The organism is Bacillus sp. TH50, from assembly GCF_016650565.1.
In the GTDB taxonomy this organism is placed as follows: domain Bacteria; phylum Bacillota; class Bacilli; order Bacillales; family Bacillaceae_G; genus Bacillus_A; species Bacillus_A mycoides.
Map to the genome: position 1 here is coordinate 1,028,504 of NZ_JAEKFM010000007.1, position 22,230 is coordinate 1,050,733.

General features: G+C 34.4%; 21 protein-coding genes. 17 read left to right on the forward strand and 4 right to left on the reverse strand.

All coding sequences use genetic code 11. From position 1 onward, the window contains the following. Nucleotides 1–23: 23 nt before the first annotated feature. Entirely contained in the window at nucleotides 24–1,373 is a 1,350-nt protein-coding gene (locus JFU23_RS22350) for a TrkH family potassium uptake protein (protein ID WP_002011570.1), read from the forward strand. Nucleotides 1,374–1,412: 39 nt separating this feature from the next. Here the strand turns inward: JFU23_RS22350 and JFU23_RS22355 are convergent, their stop codons facing one another. Then, on the reverse strand, nucleotides 1,413–1,796 hold the full coding sequence (locus JFU23_RS22355; protein ID WP_002011568.1) for a DUF3905 domain-containing protein: 384 nt from the start codon (nucleotides 1,794–1,796) through the stop codon (nucleotides 1,413–1,415). A 100-nt stretch (nucleotides 1,797–1,896) separates the two neighbouring features. On the opposite strand from JFU23_RS22355, the gene JFU23_RS22360 reads away from it, so the two are divergent. The 11 genes from JFU23_RS22360 (at nucleotide 1,897) to cbpA (ending at nucleotide 14,434) form a co-directional block, all read left to right on the forward strand. After that, nucleotides 1,897–2,049: a hypothetical protein gene (locus tag JFU23_RS22360; RefSeq protein WP_000240799.1), complete on the forward strand. Its 153-nt coding sequence runs from the start codon at nucleotides 1,897–1,899 to the stop codon at nucleotides 2,047–2,049. 228 nt (nucleotides 2,050–2,277) lie between these two features. Continuing rightward, nucleotides 2,278–3,354, forward strand: coding sequence for a putative 2-aminoethylphosphonate ABC transporter substrate-binding protein (locus JFU23_RS22365; protein ID WP_201032730.1), 1,077 nt, complete (start codon nucleotides 2,278–2,280; stop codon nucleotides 3,352–3,354). Nucleotides 3,355–3,373: 19 nt separating this feature from the next. Then, nucleotides 3,374–4,375 carry a putative 2-aminoethylphosphonate ABC transporter ATP-binding protein gene (locus JFU23_RS22370; RefSeq protein ID WP_016119857.1) on the forward strand — a complete coding sequence of 334 codons (1,002 nt, stop codon included), beginning with the start codon at nucleotides 3,374–3,376 and terminating at the stop codon, nucleotides 4,373–4,375. Continuing rightward, a complete protein-coding gene (locus tag JFU23_RS22375; protein ID WP_201032731.1) occupies nucleotides 4,376–6,133 on the forward strand; it encodes a putative 2-aminoethylphosphonate ABC transporter permease subunit in 1,758 nt (585 codons plus the stop codon). Nucleotides 6,134–6,154: 21 nt separating this feature from the next. Continuing rightward, nucleotides 6,155–6,931 carry a phosphonoacetaldehyde hydrolase gene (gene phnX / locus JFU23_RS22380; protein ID WP_201032732.1) on the forward strand — a complete coding sequence of 259 codons (777 nt, stop codon included), beginning with the start codon at nucleotides 6,155–6,157 and terminating at the stop codon, nucleotides 6,929–6,931. 34 nt (nucleotides 6,932–6,965) lie between these two features. Then, complete coding sequence (gene phnW / locus JFU23_RS22385; protein WP_201032733.1) at nucleotides 6,966–8,063, forward strand: 2-aminoethylphosphonate--pyruvate transaminase; 1,098 nt, start codon at nucleotides 6,966–6,968, stop codon at nucleotides 8,061–8,063. Continuing rightward, complete coding sequence (locus JFU23_RS22390; RefSeq protein WP_201032734.1) at nucleotides 8,060–9,244, forward strand: saccharopine dehydrogenase family protein; 1,185 nt, start codon at nucleotides 8,060–8,062, stop codon at nucleotides 9,242–9,244. Before phnW ends, JFU23_RS22390 begins: the two co-directional genes overlap by 4 nt. Nucleotides 9,245–9,284: 40 nt before the next feature. Then, nucleotides 9,285–10,067 (forward strand): DeoR/GlpR family DNA-binding transcription regulator, encoded by a 783-nt coding sequence (locus JFU23_RS22395; RefSeq protein WP_002030497.1) that lies wholly within the window; start codon nucleotides 9,285–9,287, stop codon nucleotides 10,065–10,067. Nucleotides 10,068–10,505: 438 nt separating this feature from the next. Further along, the gene (locus tag JFU23_RS22400) at nucleotides 10,506–12,806 is read left to right on the forward strand and encodes an NEAT domain-containing leucine-rich repeat protein (RefSeq protein WP_201032735.1); all 2,301 of its coding nucleotides are present in this window, start codon (nucleotides 10,506–10,508) and stop codon (nucleotides 12,804–12,806) included. A 249-nt stretch (nucleotides 12,807–13,055) separates the two neighbouring features. Then, complete coding sequence (locus tag JFU23_RS22405) at nucleotides 13,056–13,685, forward strand: class II aldolase/adducin family protein (protein WP_002011549.1); 630 nt, start codon at nucleotides 13,056–13,058, stop codon at nucleotides 13,683–13,685. Nucleotides 13,686–13,810: 125 nt separating this feature from the next. After that, the gene (gene cbpA / locus JFU23_RS22410; protein ID WP_201032736.1) at nucleotides 13,811–14,434 is read left to right on the forward strand and encodes a cyclic di-AMP binding protein CbpA; all 624 of its coding nucleotides are present in this window, start codon (nucleotides 13,811–13,813) and stop codon (nucleotides 14,432–14,434) included. Between the two features lie 67 nt (nucleotides 14,435–14,501). Here cbpA and JFU23_RS22415 read toward each other — a convergent pair whose 3' ends face one another. Further along, nucleotides 14,502–15,272, reverse strand: a complete 771-nt coding sequence (locus JFU23_RS22415; RefSeq protein WP_201032737.1) for a divergent polysaccharide deacetylase family protein — start codon at nucleotides 15,270–15,272, stop codon at nucleotides 14,502–14,504. A 489-nt stretch (nucleotides 15,273–15,761) separates the two neighbouring features. Between JFU23_RS22415 and JFU23_RS22420 the strand changes: the two genes are divergently transcribed. Then, the gene (locus JFU23_RS22420) at nucleotides 15,762–16,043 is read left to right on the forward strand and encodes an aspartyl-phosphate phosphatase Spo0E family protein (RefSeq protein ID WP_002011543.1); all 282 of its coding nucleotides are present in this window, start codon (nucleotides 15,762–15,764) and stop codon (nucleotides 16,041–16,043) included. A gap of 29 nt (nucleotides 16,044–16,072) precedes the next feature. Here the strand turns inward: JFU23_RS22420 and JFU23_RS22425 are convergent, their stop codons facing one another. After that, nucleotides 16,073–17,569 carry a DUF3149 domain-containing protein gene (locus tag JFU23_RS22425; protein ID WP_137057671.1) on the reverse strand — a complete coding sequence of 499 codons (1,497 nt, stop codon included), beginning with the start codon at nucleotides 17,567–17,569 and terminating at the stop codon, nucleotides 16,073–16,075. Nucleotides 17,570–17,763: 194 nt separating this feature from the next. On the opposite strand from JFU23_RS22425, the gene JFU23_RS22430 reads away from it, so the two are divergent. The 4 genes from JFU23_RS22430 (at nucleotide 17,764) to JFU23_RS30645 (ending at nucleotide 20,960) form a co-directional block, all read left to right on the forward strand. Further along, on the forward strand, nucleotides 17,764–18,210 hold the full coding sequence (locus JFU23_RS22430; protein ID WP_002011538.1) for a MarR family winged helix-turn-helix transcriptional regulator: 447 nt from the start codon (nucleotides 17,764–17,766) through the stop codon (nucleotides 18,208–18,210). A 160-nt stretch (nucleotides 18,211–18,370) separates the two neighbouring features. Beyond that, on the forward strand, nucleotides 18,371–20,065 hold the full coding sequence (locus JFU23_RS22435; protein ID WP_201032738.1) for a M3 family oligoendopeptidase: 1,695 nt from the start codon (nucleotides 18,371–18,373) through the stop codon (nucleotides 20,063–20,065). A gap of 139 nt (nucleotides 20,066–20,204) precedes the next feature. Then, complete coding sequence (locus JFU23_RS22440) at nucleotides 20,205–20,738, forward strand: DinB family protein (RefSeq protein WP_002030551.1); 534 nt, start codon at nucleotides 20,205–20,207, stop codon at nucleotides 20,736–20,738. Between the two features lie 105 nt (nucleotides 20,739–20,843). Beyond that, complete coding sequence (locus JFU23_RS30645; protein ID WP_242483533.1) at nucleotides 20,844–20,960, forward strand: DUF6254 family protein; 117 nt, start codon at nucleotides 20,844–20,846, stop codon at nucleotides 20,958–20,960. A 9-nt stretch (nucleotides 20,961–20,969) separates the two neighbouring features. On the opposite strand, the gene JFU23_RS22445 is transcribed toward JFU23_RS30645, so the two are convergent. Next, nucleotides 20,970–22,178, reverse strand: a complete 1,209-nt coding sequence (locus tag JFU23_RS22445) for an ATP-binding protein (protein WP_201032739.1) — start codon at nucleotides 22,176–22,178, stop codon at nucleotides 20,970–20,972. Nucleotides 22,179–22,230: the final 52 nt, after the last annotated feature.

Sequence of the window (22,230 nt, forward strand, 5' to 3'; positions counted from 1 at the left end):
AAAAAAGGTAGCGAAGTGATGGAATGAGAGATATAAAAAAGTTTTTACAAAAGTTACGTCCCGTACAACTTATCGTTGTATTTTATTTACTAGCAGTAGTCGTGTCGGTAATTTTGCTTAGTTTACCATTTGTTACGAAGCCTGAAGTGAAATGGACATTTATCGATGCACTATTTACATCTGTTAGTGCGGTAAGTGTTACGGGACTGTCTGTTGTTACAATTTCAGATACGTTTACAACGGCAGGAATTATTGTTTTAGCCCTTATTTTACAATTAGGCGGATTAGGAATTATGGCGCTTGGTACATTCGTCTGGATTATAACGGGGAAAAAGATTGGTTTGCAAAGAAGAAGATTAATTATGGCAGACCATAACCAAGGGAATTTATCGGGCCTTGTAGAATTGATGCGTTCTATTTTAATTGTAATTATTTCGATAGAACTCATTGGAGCAATACTGTTAGGTACAAGGTTCTTACTATATTTCCCGACTTGGCAAGAAGCTTATTTTCACGGTTTCTTTGCCGCTGTGAGCGCAACAACGAACGGAGGATTTGATTTAACAGGACAATCACTTATTCCGTACAAAAAAGATTATATTGTTCAAATGATTCATATGTTGCTTATTATTTTAGGAGCTATTGGTTTCCCAGTGTTAATGGAAGTAAAACAATTCCTTAGTAAAAGGCGACAACAACTATTTCGCTTTTCGTTATTTACAAAATTGACGACAACGACATTTTTTGTACTCGTTATTGTTGGAACAATTATGATTTTTCTATTAGAACGAAATCATTTTTTAGTAGGAAAGTCATGGCATGAAACTGTATTTTATACATTATTCCAATCTGTGACGACGCGAAGTGGAGGACTCGCTACAATGGACATACGTGAATTATCACAACCAACGCTTTTATTTATGAGTATATTAATGTTCATTGGGGCATCTCCAAGTTCAGTTGGGGGCGGAATACGTACAACAACATTTGCAGTTAGTATATTATCGTTATATACATTTGCAAGAGGCGGGAGAACAGTCCGAGTTTTCAAACGTCAGCTACATGAAGAGGACGTGTTGAAAGCATCTGTCGTTATGACGATGGGGATTTTATTATGTGCCTCAGCGCTATTCATTTTATCTATTACGGAAAATGTACCGCTTATGAGCTTAATCGTTGAAGTTTGTTCTGCTTTCGGAACGACGGGACTATCAACAGGTGTTACTCCTGATTTAACAACTGTTGGTAAACTTGTACTTATTGTACTTATGTTTATCGGACGCGTCGGTATTTTGACATTTATTTTAGCTAGTGGTGGAAGAGAGCAACCAGCTCGCTATAAGTACCCGAAAGAGCGAATTATTATTGGATAGTATGAAACCATTCTACCTGCGTTAGGTAGAATGGTTTTTTTAGTCGTTAATTCCGAATTGGGGATGCATAAAAGCATCATTTTTATTATCAACTTCGTTTTTAAGTAATTCTTGATTCTCTTCTGCAATCCATCCGATATCATTTGTAGGATGGATCCATTCTTCCCCAGCCATAATGGCAGGATCTACCTCATCACTCCAATTATTAAGAGGACTGTTAGTGGAATCGTATTTACTATCTCCAATTACAACATCATATTGATTTATAAAAGGTTGTTGCATCTTTTTGCCTGTGCCTTTAAAAGAAGGAAAGTTCATTTGATGAGGGAGCGTCTCGTCTAAAATTGGCGATTGTATCGTTTCTTTTTCTTTCAAAGTAATCGCTCCTTTTTGTAATGGCTTGTTCGTATGTAGTATTTCCATCTATAAGCACTTATGTACTTGTTAACACTTCCCAGTAATAATTACTGTAAGTTGTTTCAAACTAGAATAGAAAGTTATTTCGTGAGAGCAGGTGAATATGTTGGTAAAAAGAAAAGTAAAACAAAATGCAGCAATTAATAATAATAAAACTCCGAAAGAAAGCTTACCAGATGCAGAATTTGCATTAGAGTATGAAGGAGAAAATAGTGCGAAGTATGCAAATCGTAATTCAAAAAAAGGTAAACAAAAATGAGGCGTTTTTTACAAACGCTTCATTTTTTTGTGGGATTATAAAGGTTTTTTAAAGTATTTGTAAATTTCACGTTTGATATTAGCAGAAAAATGCGAAAAAACATAGAAGTAGCAACGTATTACACAAAAACAAACAACAAACAAAAGATTAATGTTGGTTTAATACTGCTTTTACACTAGTTGTTTATATTAGAGTTGTACATAAGATTTGTAAAAGGAGAGAGAGACAGTGAAAAAAACAATCTTTAAAGCTGTAGCAACTGGAATGGTATTTTCGTTATTAATGGGGTGTGGTGCAAAGAAAGAAGAAAGTGCTGGAGCAAAAGTAAAAGATGATAAATTATCTGGATCATTAACTGTTTACACAGCGATTGAAGAAGAGCTTGTACCGATTTATCTTGATTCTTTTAAACAGAAGTACCCAGACGTGAAGTTGAACATTGTTCGTGATTCAACAGGAGTTATTACAGCGAAATTGCTAGCTGAAGGAAAAAATACACAAGCAGATGTTGTATGGGGAACTGCAGCGTCTAGTCTATTAGCTTTAGATAAAAAAGATATGTTAAAAGGATACTCTCCAAAAGGAGCAGATCGTGTCCTTCCGCAATTTAAAGACGATAAGAAACCAGAAAAATGGGTAGGAAATACTGCATTTATGACGGGGATTGCTGTAAATAAAGAAGAATTGAAGAAGAAAAATTTACCGATGCCAGAATCATATGAAGATTTAACGAAACCAGAATATAAAGGAACGCTAGTTATGCCGCATCCGGCTTCTTCTGGAACAGGATTTTTAACAGTTTCTGCATGGCTACAAATTATGGGAGAAGATAAGGGCTGGGATTACATGAAGAAACTTCATGATAATATGGCAACTTATACTCATTCAGGTTCAAAACCAGCGAAATTAGCAGGCGCAGGTGAATATCCAGTTGGTGTATCAATGGTTTATAGTGCTTTGAAAGAGAAACAAAAAGGTGCACCAGTTGAAGTTGCACTGCCGAAAGAAGGATTAGGCTGGGAAGTAGAAGCGAACGCACTTATTAAGAAAGATAATGCTAAAAATGATAAATTAGCGCAAGCATTTTTAGATTGGGCAATTACAGATGATGTAATGAAGTTATACTTCGAGAAAAATGGATTTGCGACAATTAAAAATGATTATAAACTTCCAGATGGATTCCCTAAAGATGTGACAGAAAAGTTATATAAAAAGAATGACTTTAAATGGGCAGCAGAAAATCGTGACAAAATTTTAGAAAAATGGGAAAAAGAGTTTGGCCAAAAAGCAGAACCGAAAAAGTAAGTGAGTGGGAGAGAGAAAAATGAGCGAATATTTATCAATTCAACACATTCAAAAACAGTTTGATGCATTTACAGCGTTAAAGGATATTTCTTTTACTGTGAAAAAAAATGAGTTTGTTTGTTTATTGGGTCCAAGTGGTTGTGGGAAAACGACATTGCTCCGGATTTTAGCGGGGCTAGAAGAGGCAACAACAGGTAGTATTGCTGTGAATGGAAAAGATATTACAGCATTACCACCTGGAAAGAGGAACTTCGGAATGGTTTTTCAATCGTATGCATTATTTCCGAATTTAACTGCACTTGAAAACATTGAATACGGCTTAAAAACAAAAAAATATGGAAAAGCAGAAGTAAAAGAAAAAGCGCTATCGGCGTTAGAACTTGTTGATTTGCTGAATGTAAAAGATAAATATCCTGCTCAAATTTCTGGTGGACAACAGCAGCGAGTAGCACTTGCACGTGCGCTCGCTCTGTCTCCCGATATTTTGTTACTTGATGAGCCGTTATCTGCTTTAGATGCAAAAGTGCGTGAAAAGTTGCGCAGAGAAATGCGTGATTTACAAGAAAAAGTGGGAGTAACAACTATTATGGTAACGCATGATCAAGAAGAGGCATTAACGATGGCTGATAAAATTGTTGTAATGAATCATGCGGAAATTATGCAGATTGGAACACCAGAGGAGATTTATCAAAGACCAGCCAATCCGTTTGTGGCAGATTTTATTGGTTCTATTAATTTCTTTTCGAAAAATAACGAAGAACATGCGATTCGTCCTGAACATGTAACAGTTGTACAAAATAATGGTATTAAAACAGTTGTAGAAAGCATGGAATTTCGCGGTTCTGTATACCGGACGGAAGTGCGGGTCATAGAAGAGAAAACACACCTTTATAATGAGAAAATTGTAGTGGATATATTGGCATCAGAAGTAGAGGAAACTGCTATTAGAAAAGGAAAGCCAATTCAAATCTCTTTCTCAGAAAATCATATGTTGTCATATGGAAAGAAGGTCATTGTATAGATGGAGATGTTAGAAAACTTTAAGGCAGAAAGTACAAAAAAAAAGATTAAGAGACGTATCGGTAAAGAAGAGTGGATACAAAGACTATTAATTATTGGTATGCTTCTTTCATTTTTTATCATGCTTGTATTGCCTTTATTACAACTGTTTACACAAGCCTTTTATGATAAAGATGGAGCTTTTGTTGGTGTTGCGAATTTCAGTAAATATTTCACAACACCAACGCTAGTTCAATCACTACAAAATACGATATGGATTTCGAGCGCTACAACAATTATTTCGGTTACACTCGCTTTCGCTTACGCATATGCGATCGCTCGTACAAATGTTTTTGGAAAGCGCGTATTTCAATACATAGCATTATTACCATTATTTGCACCAACGATGATGCACGGTATTGCGCTTACATATTTATTTGGTAATCAAGGGTTAATAACAAAAGGGATGTTTGGTTTATTTGAAGGAATACAAATACCGTTATACGGACCAGTAGGAATTGTAATGGCTGAAGTTATGTATACATTTCCGCAAGCATTCCTTATTTTATTAATTGCTCTCCAAGGTTCTGATTATCGTTTATATGAAGCTTCTAATATGTTGGGTGCAAGTAAAGTGAAACAGTTTCTTACGGTTACTTTACCTAGTGTGAAATACGGATTAATTAGTGCGATGTTCGTTGTATTTACACTTAGTTTCACTGATTTTGGGGCACCTAAAATTGTTGGAGGACAATATAACGTACTTGCTACTGACATATATAAGCAAGTAATTGGACAGCAAAATATGTCCATGGGCGCAACTGTCGGAATGATTTTATTGATCCCAGCTATTTTCGCATTTGCAGTTGATCGTATTACGCAAAGAAAACAGGCGAATCTCTTATCTTCAAAAGCAGTACCTTACAGAATAATAAATAATAAGAAAAGAGATGTTATTTCATTCGTATATTGTAGCGTAGTCACGTTTATGATCATTCTTTTATTTGTGGCAGTTGGTATTGCTGCAAGTGTGAAAGTATGGCCATATAATATGAGTTTTACACTTGAGCATTTTAATTTTTCAAGTTTGACAGGAGACGGAATTGAAGCATTTAAAAATAGTGTAATTGTCTCAGCTATTACGGCAGTTATCGGGGCGATTTTAACATTTGTGTTCGCTTATGCGATTGAAAAAATAGAACAGCTACGGTTTTTCAGAAAAGTAGGCTACTTTTTCTCTATTGTACCGTTAGCGATTCCTGGATTAGTACTTGGATTAGGATATGTCTTTTTCTTCAGTCAACCAACAATTCAAATTCTAGGACTTTCAGTAACAAATCCGTTTCATTCCTTATATGGCACAATTGCTGTTTTAGTATTAGTAAATATCATTCATTTTTACTCTGTAACGTTTGTTACCGCAACGACTGCTTTAAAGAAACTGGACCGAGAGTTTGAACTTGTTTCACAGTCGATGAGCGTACCGTTTTATAAAACTTTCTTTCGAGTAACAGTACCGATGTGTTTACCAGCTATTTTAGAAATTGTTATGTACTATTTCGTAAATTCAATGGTGACTGTATCGGCAGTAGTGTTCTTATATGCGGCTGATTTTAAACTAGCTGCTGTATCAATTGTAAATATGGATGATGCAGGAAATGTAGCACCAGCAGCTGCGATGAGTGTACTTATTGTTGTTACCAATATTGTAGTGAGAGTTTTATACGAATGGGGAACGAAAGCACTTCGTAACCGAACTTCACAATGGCAAAAAAGATAAGTAAGAAGGGTGATGGATAGAATGAAAATTGAAGCAGTTATTTTTGATTGGGCAGGTACGACAGTTGATTACGGATGTTTTGCACCATTAGAAGTATTCATGAAGATTTTTCATAAACGTGGTGTTGAAATTACAGTAGAAGAAGCACGTAAGCCAATGGGATTATTAAAAATAGATCATGTAAGGGCACTAACAGAAATGCCTCGTATTGCGAATGAGTGGAAGCATGTCTTCGGACAATTACCAACAGAAGCAGACATTCATGAGATGTATGAAGAATTTGAAGAAATTCTCTTTGCTATTTTACCGTACTATGCCACGCCAATTGATGGGGTAAAAGAAGTGGTTTCTTCACTACGTGAAAGAGGTATTAAAATTGGATCAACAACTGGTTATACGAGAGAAATGATGGACATTGTTGCAAAAGAAGCAGAAATACAAGGGTATAAACCTGATTTTCTTGTGACGCCAAATGATGTTCCAGCAGGTCGTCCATATCCGTGGATGTGTTATAAAAATGCGATGGAACTCTGTGTATACCCAATGAATCATATGATAAAAGTTGGAGACACCGTGTCAGATATGAAAGAGGGCAGAAATGCTGGAATGTGGACAGTTGGTGTAATCCTCGGTAGTAGTGAGCTCGGTTTAACGGAAGAGGAAGTTGAGAATATGGATCCGTTAGAGCTTCGTGAAAAAATAGAAGTAGTTCGTAATCGTTTCATTGAAAATGGGGCTCATTTTACAATTGAAACGATGCAGGAGCTCGAAAACGTAATTGAACATATCGAGAAATAAGAACTTATTATTTCATAAAGGGGGGCACACGATCATGAATGAAAATCACTATTTATTATTAACACCAGGACCATTAACGACAACAAAAACTGTAAAAGAAGTTATGTTATACGATTGGTGTACGTGGGATGTTGAATATAACACGATGGTGCAAGATGTAAGAAATAGGCTTGTATCGTTAGCGACAAAGGAAGAAGAAAAGTACACAACAGTTTTAATGCAAGGAAGCGGTACGTTTGCGGTTGAAGCAGTAATTGGTTCTGTTATTCCTAGAAACGGAAAGCTGCTAGTTTGTACAAATGGTGCGTACGGTAAGCGGATTGTACAAATGGCAGAGATGTTACATATAGATGTGATGGTCAGTCAAACAGAAGAGTGGGAGCCTACTAATATTGCAGAAGTAGAAAAGTTATTGCAACAAGATAAAGAGATTACGCATATTGTAGTTGTTCATTGTGAAACAACTACAGGTATTATTAATCCAATTGTAGACGTATGTAAATTGGGAAAACAATATGGAAAAGTTACACTGGTTGACGCAATGAGTAGTTTCGGTGGTATTGAAATAGATATCGCTGAGTTGCAAATTGACTTTCTAATTAGTAGTGTGAATAAATGTATTCAAGGTGTTCCCGGATTCGGTTTTGTCATCGCAAATCGTGATGAACTATTGAAATGTAAAGGGCAAGCTCGTTCTTTATCATTAGATTTGTATGATCAGTGGGAAACGATGGAAGAGCAAAATGGGAAATGGCGCTTTACTTCACCAACCCATATTGTACGCGCCTTCTATCAAGCATTGCTTGAATTAGAAGAAGAAGGCGGGGTAAGAGCCCGTTATAATAGATATTATAATAATCAAAAATTATTAGTGAACAAAATGAAAGAAATAGGCTTTAAGCCATTAGTAGATGAAAAATATCAATCTCCTATTATTACATCTTTCATTTATCCAGAAGCAGGATTTGAATTTTTGCAGCTGTATAACGAATTGAGGCGATATGGATTTGTTATTTATCCAGGCAAAATTTCGAAAGTAGATACGTTCCGCATTGGAAATATCGGTGATGTACATGAAGAAGATATAAAACGTTTAGTTGATAGTATTGCTAAAGGAGTTGTTATAGGATGAAAGTATTTTGTTTAGGTGGAGCAGGTAAAATTTGTCGTGAAGCAATTTTAGATTTAGTTCAATTTTCATCTTTTGAGACGATTACGGTAGCCGATTTTAACGAAGAAGAGGGCCGTAAAGTAGTAGAGTGGTTAAATGATCCTCGTGTTGATTTTGTGAAAGTCGATGTGACGAATCATGAGGATACGGTCGCAAAAATGAAAGGCTATGACATTGTAATGGATGGTACGACGATAAAGTTAAATGGATTGTCTACTCGCTGTATCGCAGATGCCGGCTGTCACGGTGTGAACTTAAATGGATTCGGTGAAGAAAATGAATCCCACTCTAAATTTGTTCAACATGGAACAACATGTTTACCTGGGTTTGGTATGACACCAGGTGTAACGCAAATGATGGCCATGCATGCAGCAAATCAGCTAGATACTGTAGAGTCAGTTCGAGTAAGTCATGGCTCGTATCGTCCAATTGCTTTTTCTGCATCAATTACAGAGACAACGACATATGAATATGATCCACATTTGCCAACGCGTACAGTGTATGAGGAAAGTGAATTTAAGCAAGTACCTCCGTTTGCGCGCCCGAGAGAAATTGAATTACCAGCGCCTTACGGAAAAACAATGCAGTATATAATCCCGCATTCAGAAACGATTACGTTAGCAAAGGCACTGGAAGATAAAGGTGTACAGCTTATTGAAACAAGAGGAACTTGGCCAGAGCAAAATATGCAGCTCGTTCGTGCTTTATATGATTATGGTATATTGCGTAATGATCAAATTGAAATAAACGGTAAAGAAATTGGTATTATGGATTGTATTTCGAAGTATCTATTAAAATCGAAAGAAGGACAAGCAACAGAGCTTTATGGTTATGCACTTCATGTAGAAGTAGTAGGTATGAAAAATAATCAAAAACAAAGGCATGTGTTATACCATACACATCCGCTATCTGACGGTTCTGTAGTAGGTTGGGAGAAATTAAGGGCCTATACAAGAAATGTTGGTATCCCATTTGGAATCGCTACAGAGTTAATTGCAAAAGGAGTAGTTAATAAGGCCGGTGTTATTACTCCTGAAGAAGCTTTCGAAAATCCACAAATTATTTTTGACGAACTAGAAAAGCGCGGTATTTATATTCATGAAGAGATTTCTACTTACAAAGAAAATTATAACTTTGTATAAGTAAGACAGTTTATGAGGTAGATATAAATGGGGTGAGGCTATGTCTGTAGTAGGTGAAGAGAGAAAGAGGACAATTCTTGAGAAGGTAGAGTTTAAAGGAAAAGTAAAAGTTTCAGAATTAGCGAGAGAGTTCGCAGTATCAACAGAGACGATTCGTCGGTATTTAGAAGAATTAGATCGTGAAAAAAAATTGAAGAAAGTTTACGGTGGAGCCGTTCAACTTCCGGGAGCTGGGATAGAGGCACCGATGTTAGAACGAGAGATGCTGCATATAGAAGAGAAGAAAAGAATTGGGTATAAAGCAGCAACGTTTGTGGAAGATGGAGATGTTATTGCGATTGATGATGGAAGTACACCACTTCAAATGGTGCCATATCTTGTTCATCGTAAAAATTTAACGATTGTAACAAGTTCATTTCCAGTAGCAACACAATTAATTTCTTCTATTAATAAAAAGATGTTTCACGGTGAAGTTTTATTTATAGGCGGGAAAGTATCTCCAAAACATTCACGTGTGTCGGGGTCTATTTCACAGCAAGTAATTCATCAATTTCATTTTCATAAAGCATTCGTTTCGATTGATGGGTTGTTGCAAGGTTTTGGGGTTTCTAGCTTTGAATTAGAAAAGGCGAAACTGTCAGAAGCGATGATGAAATTAGCTGAGAAAACGTATATTTTATGCGATCATACAAAGGTAGGCGTCAAAGGGAACTACCGAATAGCAGGATTTTCTCGTATTCAACATATTATTTGTGATAAGAAAATGCCCTATAGTTTTGAAGAAGAAGTCAAAAAGCATAATATTCAATGGACAGTTTGCTAAATGAATTGAATACGTTAAAACTCCCACCTAATTTTTAGGTGGGAGTTTTACTATCAGCAAGTAAAAAAATAAAAGCTTTGTATTTATGCAAAAAGTGGACACATTTTCTCATCTCGTTCATATAATTTACCAATACAAAAAAAGTTGGTCGAAGGAAAGAAGGGAAAGTATGTCGGAACGGATATATAATAAACTTGTATTGTATGCAAACATTTTGCAAAAAATTGGTGTTATTAATGAAAAAGAAAAAAGTGAAATCCTTCATACGATAGGCAAAAAAGCCCTTTGAGTAAAGGGCTTTTTATTTTTTATCTATGGAAATATAAACTTAATGTAATATTCTTGTTGACAATGATAATGAGATTCATTATCATTTATTATGTTAGCAATTGATAGTAATTATCAATTGAAATATATATAAGATAAGGGGATATTATTTTGAAAAAAAGTTATATTAAAGCTCTAGTAGTAGCAACAACATTAGCTATTCCATTTGCTGCGTATTCTACTCCAGCGTTAGCAGCAATAAAAATTGAAGCAAACCAGTCGGTAGCAGCAGCCAGTGATCGCACGTATGATACTGAGATTAAAATATATAAGGATCAAAAAGATGAGCCATCTATGGTTTCTCAGTACATAAAAAATCCTAAAGTAGCAATTGAAGATGGGAAAAAAATCGTTACTGTAACAATACAAGATAGCGATTATTTTCAATATCTTAGAATAGAAGATAGAAATCAACCTGGTGTATTTCATGATGTGAAAGTTCTGTCAGAAGATAAAAGAAAAAATGGAACGAAAGTAGTCCAATTTAAAATTGGCGAATTTGAGCAGAAGCACAATATGCAAATGCATATACTTATTCCGGCTATTGGATATGATCACAAATATCAAGTTCAATTTGAAATTAAAGATCCAACTGTAGGTGAAAAAGAAACAGAGAAACCAGATGATAACTCTAATTCAGGCAATACGGAAACAGATAATCCAGTTGATAATCAAAATATGATAACAGATAACAAATTAAGAGAACTTGTTAATAAAAAAGTATTTAATAGAAAAGATTTAAATACACCAATTACGAAAGAAGAGTTATTACAAGTAAAGGACTTGTTTTTAAACACGAATGAGATTCTGGATTATAGTGCATTAAAATATATGCCAAATTTAAAATCTTTAACAGTTGCGAATGCGAAGATAACAGATCCGTCGTTCTTTGCGAATTTAAAGCAATTAAATCATTTAGCTTTGCGTGGTAATGAATTTTCAGATGTAACAACACTTGTTAAGATGGAAAATTTAGAATCTCTTGATTTGAGTAATAATAAAATTACAAACGTTGCACCACTAATTGAAATGAAAAATGTAAAAAGTTTATATCTATCAGGCAACCAAATAGAAGATGTAACAGCATTAGCGAAAATGGAACAACTAGATTACTTGAATTTAGCAAATAATAAAATTACGGATGTTGCTCCATTAAGCGCATTGAAAAATGTAACATACTTAACTTTAGCAGGTAATCAAATTGAAGATATTAAACCGTTATACTCATTACCTTTAAAGGACTTAGTATTAACGCGTAATAAGGTTAAAGATTTATCGGGTATTGATCAAATGAATCAATTAAATAAATTATTTATCGGGAAAAATCAAATTGAAGATGTGACACCACTTGCTAAAATGACTCAGCTTACAGAATTAGATTTACCTAATAATGAGTTAAAGGATATTACTCCATTATCAAATCTAGTAAACTTACAAAAACTTGATTTAGAAGCAAATTATATTTCAGACTTATCGCCAGTTAGTAAGTTGAATAAGTTAGTATATTTAAGTTTTGTTGCAAATGAAATCCGCGATGTTACACCAGTAATAGAACTAAGTAAGAAAGCTTATATTAATGTCCAAAACCAAAAAGTCTTTTTAGAGGATACAGAAGTAAATAAAGAAGTAAAAGTACCTATATACGAAAAAGACGGCGAGGTATCTACAAAAATCCGTCTGAAGAGTGATGGTGGTACGTATAGTAATGGTGTAGTGAAATGGAGTACACCAGGTGAGAAAGTATATGAATTTGGAGTGAAAGATCCATTTGCGGATACAGGAATCTTCTTTACAGGATCTGTAATTCAAAATGTAGTAGAAAGTAAAGGGGACAACAATTCTAAAGAAGACAATACTTCTAAAGAAGATGAGAAAGTAGAGGTAGTAGAATTTAAAGATGTACCAAAAGGACATTGGTCAGAAGAAGCAATTCATTATTTAGCGAAAGAAAATATTTTCAAGGGATATGGAAATGGACAATTTGGATTTGGGGATAGTATTACTCGTGGACAAGTTGCGTCTTTAGTACAAAGGTACTTGAAATTAGAAAATAAAGTAGAGCAGAAAGAGATGTTTACTGATACGAAAGGGCATATGTTTGAGCAAGATATTGCTACAGTTGCACAAGCTGGAATTATGCAAGGAGATGGTACAGGTAAGTTTCGTCCAGAAGGAGTATTAACTAGGTACGAGATGTCAGTAGTATTACAAAAAGTATTTCAGTTAAATGAAACTGAAAATAATTTGGAGAACTTTACAGACGTACCAACAGGTCATTGGGCAGAAGGATATGTGAAAGCATTAGTGGATAATAATATATCAAAAGGTGACGGGAATGGGAACTTTTTAGGGGATGATTTCGTAACACGTGAGCAATATGCGCAATTTCTGTATAGGGCAATAAAAAAATAATAAATGAGAAAAATACGTTATTCTTTAATAAGAAGAATAACGTATTTTTTATATGTACAAAATCAAATGCTAAATAGACAGGAGTGTTTACATGTGATAGGCCTATTTTTCCGATAGGTGCTGAAACCATATTGACAAAAAGGCATTCTCGTGTGATAATTCAATTAAATTTTTAGAATAATCAAAAAATACTCCTTTTATATAGAAAGGATTTGAATATTATATTAATATTACGCCGGGGGTGACGAAATGTTATTTTTTCTGAAAAAATGGAACGAATTAAAAGATGTGAAAGCAGAATTGGCACTTCGCGATTGGTTTTATGGTACGAAAATTAGTTTATCTATGTGTACGTCAAAAGAGCCATTAACATTTTTAGTGAATGTAGAGGGAAGAGATAAAGGGGTATTTTCTGAAGAAGATTTTATTGTCGTAAATTGCATGTGTGAGCCAGTATTTGAAAACGAAGAAAAACCAGCTATAGAGTCATTTATGCATGCGGATATTTATAAAAAAAGTAGTGCAGAATGCATTTTACAAGTACAGACTGTAGATAGTCATTTAATGTCAGAGCTATATGGGAAAGAAGGAGAAGTAACATTCGAAAAACGTAGTGTGGAACGTGTTTTTGGAAAAGACGGTATTACAGAAATGACAATTCCAATTGTAGAAGATGAAAAGAAATTCGCTAATTTATTAGAAAATAATGTTCCGAATTTTATTGAAGGTGGAGGAGTAGTCCTTGTTCATAATTACGGAATGATCGTGTGGGGGAAAACTCCAGAAGAAGCGAAAAAATGGTTGGAAGGTATAGAGTATTTAATGAACTATCACGTAAAGCTTTTAATGATAAAAGGGGCAAAAAGTTCTGTTATATAAAGATGTATTCACAAAGATTATCATCCCTTAAAAATGAAAGCGTTTTAAAAAGAAATTTTACTCATAAAATATAGGTCTCCTTATTATATATAGATTACATGTTGACATGTAAGGAGGAACATATTTTGCGAGTTAAATATCATTTTCTGCCAAAACAGCAGGTGACATTTTGCAAAACGAATGATTCTGGTGAAAAGGCGTTACAAATTATGAATGAAACGGGATTTCGCGCAATTCCTGTATTAGCAGAAAATGAGAAGGAATTCACGGGGATTATTTATAAAGTAGATCTTTTAGAAAAGAAGTGTAATAGCAGATTAGAGGATGTAAGTACAGAAGATGTACTGGAAAGTCCAAATTCGTTTATTTTTGAAAAGGATTCTTTTTTTAGAGCTTTTTACGTTATTCGTCGTCTCCCGTTTTTAGCGGTTTTAAATGAGTATAATGAATTTGTCGGCATTTTAACACATTCTAATGTATTTGATGTCATTGAGGATTCGTTCGGTATGCGGACGGGTGGTTATATATTAACAATTGCAACACAAGATTGTAAGGGAACAATTAAAGAGCTTGGGACATTATTAAAAGCATATAATATCGGTGGACTGTTTACGCTTGATAACGGTGATCAATATATTCGCCGTGTTATCGTAAATATATCGGATGAGTTAAATGAAAAAAAATTAAAGCAATTAATTGACAAGATAGAGAAAAAGGGATTTAGGGTGAGTCATGTAGATTATATTTAAGTTGAAAAGGAAAGGTACCTATCTGCTATGTGTAGATAGGTATCTTTTTTAGTGCGAGAAATGAATTTTATTTTGAAACAGAAGGTGGAGATAATGCTAAATCAGATAAAAAAATAAAGTCTGCATGCTCACGAATTTTAGGAATAGAAGTTTCGATAATACGTGATGTAATTTCACCTGGAGCCCCAACGTGTCCGATAGCTACCATAATGGGTTTGTCTTGGATTTTTTTTATGAGTAATTGTGCTTGTTTTGAAATGTGACTTACCGTATATACATCATCAAAAAATAATTGGTTTTCAATAATAGGAACGCCTAATTCTTTACCGATTTTTGGGACAACACTATTAGGGTTTGTTTTACTATCTAAATAAAATAAACCGTGCTTTTTACAGGCAGAAAGTATAAGACGTACAATCCTTTCATCAGCGGTTACTTTTGATCCCATATGATTGTTCATTCCTATTGCATGAGGTATTTCTTGAATTGCTTGTTCGAGTCGGTTGTTTATTTCTTCATCGCTTAAATCTGTTGTAATCGCTTTTGGTCCAAGCCACTCTTTTTTTCCTCTAATTGGTTCCATTGGCATATGTATAATAACTTCATGCCCTTTTTTATGGGCAGCTATTGCATCTTGTTTAGTAGAAGGAAGAAATGGCATAACAGCAACAGTGAGTGGAATAGGAAGTGATAACATCTTATCTGTGCCTTTCATATTATTGCCGAAATCATCGATGACAATAGCAACTTTATTCGTATGAGCGTTAGCTTGAATAGGAAAGAGGAAGACTGGTATGAACAGGGTGAAGATGAGAACTGTAATAGTATATTTGCGCATATAAATATTTCCTTTCTATTTTATCCCGCTATTTGCGGGCAGTAAGACTCCCACCTCAAAATTTGGCTGGAGTAAAGAAGTTAGGTGGAAAATCCACTGCCCGTAAACGCCCGATTGGTGAAGGCTAATAATTAGTGGGGGATGGGCAAAACCCCCACTAATTAAAGTTCACTTTATCAATCATCATTATGTTTTGCGTTTTTACATAAATTAAACAAAAAATGTCGAAGAAAAGTACATTGAAAATAGAGAATCCACTGTTTACTGAGTATTTACAAAAAAGAAGATGAAAAAAATGTCTATTATTGCGAATGTATTTACAAAGATAGAATAATTTGTAATAATTCTCAAAGTGAGGGTAAAGATTTGTAATTTACAGGGGAAAAATGTTAAATTTTCTGATTCTTCAATTTTAAATAGAATTAAGTGTTTAAAGGGCTAAAGTAGAAGAGGCGTTGAGAGTATGGAAGAAAAATAAGGGGGATATGGATGTTTACTGTAAAAAGGAAGTACACATTAGAAAAGCTTTCGCATGATATTCATATGAAACGTGAAGAAATGATTCATTTAGGATTAACAAGTGGGTTAAATAGTATGGAGACAATTCAAGTTAGTCAAGAATTGGACAAGCTTATCGTACAGTATCAGCGTTACAAAGAAAAACAAACACCGAAATGGTTTTCAATTATAAAGGTTCCTATTTTTCAAATTGGGTATGAAGGGAAATCAAACAATTTTTGGAGAATGTTTGTAGCTGGTTTTATGAAATAAGTATAATTACCCTTTTAGGATAAGGATAATTATACTATGTGTAATGGAATCTCTATATGAACTGTCGTTCCTTTGTTTTCTTTACTATCAATAAATATATGCCCATTGTACATCTCTACAATTCGTTTACATATAACAAGCCCAAGACCTGTTCCAGTATCTTTATTAGTAAAGAACGGATGAAAGAGGTGTTTTTGAATATGTTTAGGAATCCCTTTTCCAGTATCAATAATTTGCAAGTGTGCGTGTTTTTCGTTGTTTGTTACTACAATGGTTAATGTATCACTAGAAGCCATAGCTTCAATTGCATTTTTTGTAATGTTTAAAACCACTTGTTTCATATGGTCTTTTGAGCAACGTATATGAACAGGATGGTCTGGCAAATGTAAATGAAATACAATGTTATGTAGATTCGCTTCAGATTGGATAATTAATGCTACCTCATTAAGAATCGTTCTTACATCATATGTTTGTTCAATGATGGCAGTTGGTTTTCCAAGAATAAGAAATTCACTTACAATTTCATTAATCCGTTCTATTTCTTGTTCGATTACGGAAAAGTAGAACTGATCCTGTTCATCTTTATATTTCTCTTTTAACAGAGCAACGAGTCCTTTAATTCCAGTAAGAGGGTTACGGATTTCATGAGCTGTACTAGCTGCAAAAGTTCCAACCAATTCAATTTTTTGTAGTTCATTTTGTTGTCTTTCTAGTTTTGTTTGACGTTTTAATAACATATATTGAGCAAGTAAAAATAAAATAGACATTAAAAATAAAGTAGCTATACACTCTATTGAAACTAACTGGTATAAAGTTTGTTGATGAATAGGTAACGGAGAAACAGAGACTTTCCAATTTAATCTTTGGAGTGGGGTAGTAAGCATGTTAGAATGCCCATCGCTTGTTTCGTTATTATCATCGGTTAGAAAAACTACATCATGTTTATCAGTCACTTCGAAATGATATTGTGGTTTAATAGCATTTAAAGAGGCTGAAATGTAGTCAAAGCGTAAACTTGCTAATAATAAGCCTGAGAGTTCCTTTTGTCTATTAAATATTGGAGACGCAATCATAATAGCTTGATGTCCAAGAACGCGATCTGTAATAACTGATGATACAGTTGTTTTCTTAGATTGCAATGCATCTTGGATGTATTGGCGGTCAGAAACGTCAATAGGCGGCGAATCGCCTTGGGATGCGAGTGTAATCATCCCATCTGTCGTAGCGTAATATAGACCGGAAAAACGTTCATCATTTCCATCGGTATCATGTACAATCTGTTTAATCCCATTGATGTTTCCAGTTTCGGTCCCTACGACTTTTGCGAGCATTTCTAAGGCAGATATAGCTTCACCAAGGTGATGGTCTAAATAGTCTCTATATAAAAAGAGAACAGTGTGAGCAGATAGTTTGTTTGCCTGTTTCATTTGATAAGTGTGATATGAAAAAAATGTGGCACCAATCCCTATCGTTGGCAGTATAACAAGCAGTATGTAAAAAACTATGCTTTGTAATTTGACTTTCAAATTTGGTACTCCTTCTTTTTTTATTATCATTATATATAAACTATGTTAAAATTGTCATGTTTTTATTCAAGAATCATTTGCATTACATTAGGGAAAGGAAAAGGAATGAGTGAATATTCATTCGGAAGTTGTAATGAAGTGCTACGTTGCTTTTCTTTTTGTTGCGGAGAATTTAAGTGAAGGGTTGAAATAGTATGACATCAAATAATGAGCGAGAAGACATTTCTCAATCTTTAAAAGTATTTATTGCATTATCCCGTGTACATCGTTCTGTTATGGATACTACAAATAAATCCATACAAAGTAACGGATTAAATCCAACTGAGTTTGCTGTATTAGAATTACTATATCATAAAGGAGGCCAACCACTTCAGCAAATCGGTGAGCGTATTTTAATAGCTAGTGGCAGCATTACATACGTTGTAGATAAGCTAGAGAAAAAAGGGCTTGTAAAACGAATTCCATGTCCAAATGATAGGCGTGTTATTTATGCACAATTAACGGAGTCTGGAGAGAGCTTTATTGCTTCTATTTTTCCAGGTCATGAGCAAGTTATATATCAGTCTTTTGAAATGTTAACGAAGGATGAGAAGGATGAATTACTCGAGCTATTGAAAAAAATTGGAAAGTATGAAAAATGATGATATGTTCCAAAGGAGCTTTGGATAAAGAAATCCAAGGCTTTTTTGTGTGCATGTATTTATGACATCATCTACCGCATTTTGCTGAAGAATAAGAGGAGATTTGTAAGTAAGAATTGAATTATAATAATGATGCATATAATGGAGAGGGGGCTCGTTCATGTCATTTAAAGACTATGAATATAAACGGCCAAATATTGAAGAATTAAAAGGAAAATTTACTGTTGCTTTAGAGAAGTTTGATAACGCAAAAACTGTAGAAGAACAAAAACAAGTTATCAATTCAATTAACGAAATTCGTAATGACTTTGGTACAATGGGTAACCTTTGTTACATTCGTCATTCTGTTGATACGACAGATGCCTTTTATAAGGATGAGCAGGATTTCTTTGATGAATTCTCTCCAGTTGTACAAGGGTATGGTACAAAGTATTATAATGCGTTAATTCATTCTCCATTCCGCGAAGAATTAGAGGCGTATTATGGAAAGCAATTATTTGCTCTAGCTGAATGTGATTTAAAAACATATTCAGATGAAGTAGTGAAAGATTTACAATTAGAGAATAAATTGTCTTCACAATATACACAGTTATTAGCATCTGCAAAAATTGACTTTGCAGGAGAAGAAAGAACGTTATCGCAACTTATTCCGTTTATGCAAGGAAAAGAAAGAAGTGAACGTAAAGCAGCAAGTGAAGCATACTACGGATTTTTAGCTGAGAACGAGGAAGAGTTAGATCGTATTTATGATGAGCTTGTTAAAGTGAGAACGAAAATCGCAAAAACACTTGGTTTTAAAAACTTTGTTGATTTAGGATATGCAAGAATGTATCGTACAGATTATAATGCTGAAATGGTAGCGAACTATCGTCAGCAAGTATTAGATTATATCGTTCCAGTTGCAACCGAGTTAAGAAATAGACAAAAAGCACGCATTGGTGTAGAAAAACTCGCTTATTATGATGAAAACTTTGAGTTTGCTACAGGTAATCCAACTCCAAAAGGCGATGCCGATTGGATTATTAATCACGGGAAAAAGATGTATAAAGAATTATCAGCTGAAACAGATGAGTTTTTTAATTTCATGCTCGATAATGATTTATTAGATTTAGTTGCGAAAAAAGGAAAAGCTGGTGGTGGATATTGTACATATATCGAGAATTATAAAGCGCCATTCATCTTCTCAAACTTTAATGGAACGTCTGGGGACATTGATGTATTAACACATGAAGCTGGTCATGCTTTCCAAGTATATGAAAGTCGTAAGTATGAAATTCCAGAATATAATTGGCCAACATATGAAGCATGTGAAATCCATTCAATGAGTATGGAATTCTTTACATGGCCATGGATGAAGTTATTCTTTGAAGAAGATGCGGATAAATATTATTTCTCACACTTAAGTTCAGCACTTCTATTTTTACCGTACGGTGTATCTGTAGATGAATATCAACATTATGTATATGAAAATCCAGAAGCATCGCCAGCAGAACGTAAGTCAGCATGGCGTAACATAGAGAAGAAGTATTTACCACATCGTGATTATGAAGATAATGATTATTTAGAGCGTGGTGGTTTCTGGCAACGTCAAGGTCATATTTATAGCTCACCTTTCTATTATATTGACTACACGTTAGCTCAAATTTGTGCACTGCAATTTTGGAAACGTGCAAGAGATAATAGACAAGAGGCTTGGGAAGATTATGTGAATCTTTGTCAACAAGGTGGAAGTAAATCATTCTTAGAATTAGTAGAAGTTGCAAATTTAACATCACCATTCGCTGAAGGGTGTGTAAAAAGTGTAATTACAGAAATTGAATCGTGGTTACGTGCTGTTGACGACACAAAATTGTAAAAAAACATGCACTTTTTTCCTATGTTTAACATCGACATAATAGAAAAATGATGAGATAATAAAAGAAAATTCAGAATTATTTTAGGGGTGTTTCTAATGGGGAGCGCCCCTTTTCACCAACAAAAGGGGGGAAAGCACTATGCTTCAATCTAATATGGATGTTAGTTTAGAAACTTTAGTCCACTCATTACAGTCTACACGAAGCACGCTGTTATCAGAAATTGAAATGTTAAATGATACGGAGGTGAATGTAAAGCCACGCCGTGATAAATGGAGTATTATTCAAATTTTGCATCATTTGCATTTAGTTGAACAGTCTGTCACATCTGCCCTTGTATACGCTTTGCAAAAAAAAGAAAGAAAACTTGCTCCATTTAAAGACCTCCAACTTACGCTTGATCGCACACATAAAAGGGAAGCTCCTCAACAAATGAAACCAACAGAAACATTAATGAAAAAACTGCAAGGAATTCAATTACTAGAACATTCACGACAAGAATTATTACATGCCCTTCATAGTGTAATAGATGAAAAAGAATTATTTGAAAATGGATTAAAACATCCTATTTTTAATGATTTGAATTTATATCAATGGGTTCAATTTCTAGATTTACACGAACAAAGACATCTTACACAGCTAAAAGAAGCGAAACATGCAATTTTACAGCGTTAAAATGAAAGAAGTGGGGAACCGCTTCTTTTCTTTTTTACTCATGCATAGTTTTCTTTCTCATTTTGGAATACTACATGGAGAAAAGAAAAGAAGGAGTTGAAAAGCATGTCAAAGAAAAAGAGAGAAGAAGAGCGCGCCTGGAAAGCTCGGAAAGAAAATCAAAAGCCACATGAGAAAGTGAAAGCTTTTGCAGAATTAGTTGAAGGAACAGAAAAAACGTGATGAAGTTCATCACGTTTTTTGTATGAGTGGGAAAGTTAATAAGAAAGTTGTACCTGTACCCTTTTCGCTTATAATATCAATCTTTCCATCCATTGCTTGAATGACGCTGAAGACGACCATCATTCCGAGTCCGGTCCCTTTTTCTTTCGTTGAGTAGAAAGGTGATCCAAGGCGTTTTATTTGTTCTTGATCCATACCAACTCCTGTATCTTTTATATATAGTTGTATATGTTTATGGTCTGGAACTAATGTAAGAATAAGGTCGCCACCTGTAGGCATAGCCTCAATACAATTTTTAAAAATATTTAATAAACATTGGTTCAGTTTTTGCTTTTCGCCAGCGATAAAGAAAGATGTACTTTGTTTTATATAATTTATACGAACATTTGCTAAATTGGCGAGAGGTGTGATCAAAGACAACGCATGAAGTAATTCTTCCTCTACTTGTAATTGTTGTTCTTTTTCAATACTCGGTTTTGCAAAAGTTAAGTAGTCTGTAAGAACGTGATTTGCTTGTTCGATACCATTAATGGCTATGTCGATATATAATTTTCGTTCTTTCTCAGAACATGTATCTGACTGTAAAAGTTGTAAAAAACCTTTCGTTGCAGTTAAAGGATTACGAATTTCATGAGAGATAGAAGCTGCCATTTCACCGATTAAATGAAATTTTTCAGCATTCATAAGTTCATTTTGGAGACGAACTTGCGTTTGTAATATGTGTAGCAAATATAAAATAAGGATTGTACCAAGTATCGTACATAGTTCGTACACGATGATATGTGGTATATAATCTGCCGTATTTGTAACCTCTGAAAGGAAAAATGGTATCCAGCCAAATCCGAATATGAGACTGTAAAAGATAGCGAGTGCTATTTTTATACGATTAGAACTTCGGTTAAACAGTTTGTATGTTAATAGTAGAACAATGAATAGTAGAACCGAAGCGATAAAGGATGGGAAAACACCTATTCCTCCTAATAAGAAGCGGTATATGTTTAATACAGCTAAGATGGAAGCACCGGCAATAGGACCTCCTGTTAATGTACCGACAATTAATACGATATGACGCATATCAAATTGAAATCCATAGTTTGTTTTTGCTGCGAAAGTGATACATAGTATGGTAGCGAGGCAACATAATGCAATAAACATAGCTGAATTTAATTTAGGAGAGCGTTTCCCTTTTTGATTCCAAAATAAATGATACACAAGCATTGTAACAAGGATGGATAATATATTTAAAAAGAGATAAATAATAAAGAGTTTC

What these genes read in the sequence shown, in the direction of transcription:
- JFU23_RS22350 (WP_002011570.1), top strand. Translation starts at nt 24, where the DNA reads ATGAGAGATATAAAAAAGTTTTTACAAAAGTTACGTCCCGTACAACTT.
- JFU23_RS22355 (WP_002011568.1), bottom strand. Translation starts at nt 1,796, where the DNA reads ATGGAAATACTACATACGAACAAGCCATTACAAAAAGGAGCGATTACT.
- JFU23_RS22370 (WP_016119857.1), top strand. Translation starts at nt 3,374, where the DNA reads ATGAGCGAATATTTATCAATTCAACACATTCAAAAACAGTTTGATGCA.
- JFU23_RS22375 (WP_201032731.1), top strand. Translation starts at nt 4,376, where the DNA reads ATGGAGATGTTAGAAAACTTTAAGGCAGAAAGTACAAAAAAAAAGATT.
- phnX (WP_201032732.1), top strand. Translation starts at nt 6,155, where the DNA reads ATGAAAATTGAAGCAGTTATTTTTGATTGGGCAGGTACGACAGTTGAT.
- phnW (WP_201032733.1), top strand. Translation starts at nt 6,966, where the DNA reads ATGAATGAAAATCACTATTTATTATTAACACCAGGACCATTAACGACA.
- JFU23_RS22390 (WP_201032734.1), top strand. Translation starts at nt 8,060, where the DNA reads ATGAAAGTATTTTGTTTAGGTGGAGCAGGTAAAATTTGTCGTGAAGCA.
- JFU23_RS22395 (WP_002030497.1), top strand. Translation starts at nt 9,285, where the DNA reads ATGTCTGTAGTAGGTGAAGAGAGAAAGAGGACAATTCTTGAGAAGGTA.
- JFU23_RS22405 (WP_002011549.1), top strand. Translation starts at nt 13,056, where the DNA reads ATGTTATTTTTTCTGAAAAAATGGAACGAATTAAAAGATGTGAAAGCA.
- JFU23_RS22415 (WP_201032737.1), bottom strand. Translation starts at nt 15,272, where the DNA reads ATGCGCAAATATACTATTACAGTTCTCATCTTCACCCTGTTCATACCA.
- JFU23_RS22420 (WP_002011543.1), top strand. Translation starts at nt 15,762, where the DNA reads ATGTTTACTGTAAAAAGGAAGTACACATTAGAAAAGCTTTCGCATGAT.
- JFU23_RS22430 (WP_002011538.1), top strand. Translation starts at nt 17,764, where the DNA reads ATGACATCAAATAATGAGCGAGAAGACATTTCTCAATCTTTAAAAGTA.
- JFU23_RS22435 (WP_201032738.1), top strand. Translation starts at nt 18,371, where the DNA reads ATGTCATTTAAAGACTATGAATATAAACGGCCAAATATTGAAGAATTA.
- JFU23_RS22440 (WP_002030551.1), top strand. Translation starts at nt 20,205, where the DNA reads ATGCTTCAATCTAATATGGATGTTAGTTTAGAAACTTTAGTCCACTCA.
- JFU23_RS30645 (WP_242483533.1), top strand. Translation starts at nt 20,844, where the DNA reads ATGTCAAAGAAAAAGAGAGAAGAAGAGCGCGCCTGGAAAGCTCGGAAA.
- JFU23_RS22445 (WP_201032739.1), bottom strand. Translation starts at nt 22,178, where the DNA reads ATGCTTGTGTATCATTTATTTTGGAATCAAAAAGGGAAACGCTCTCCT.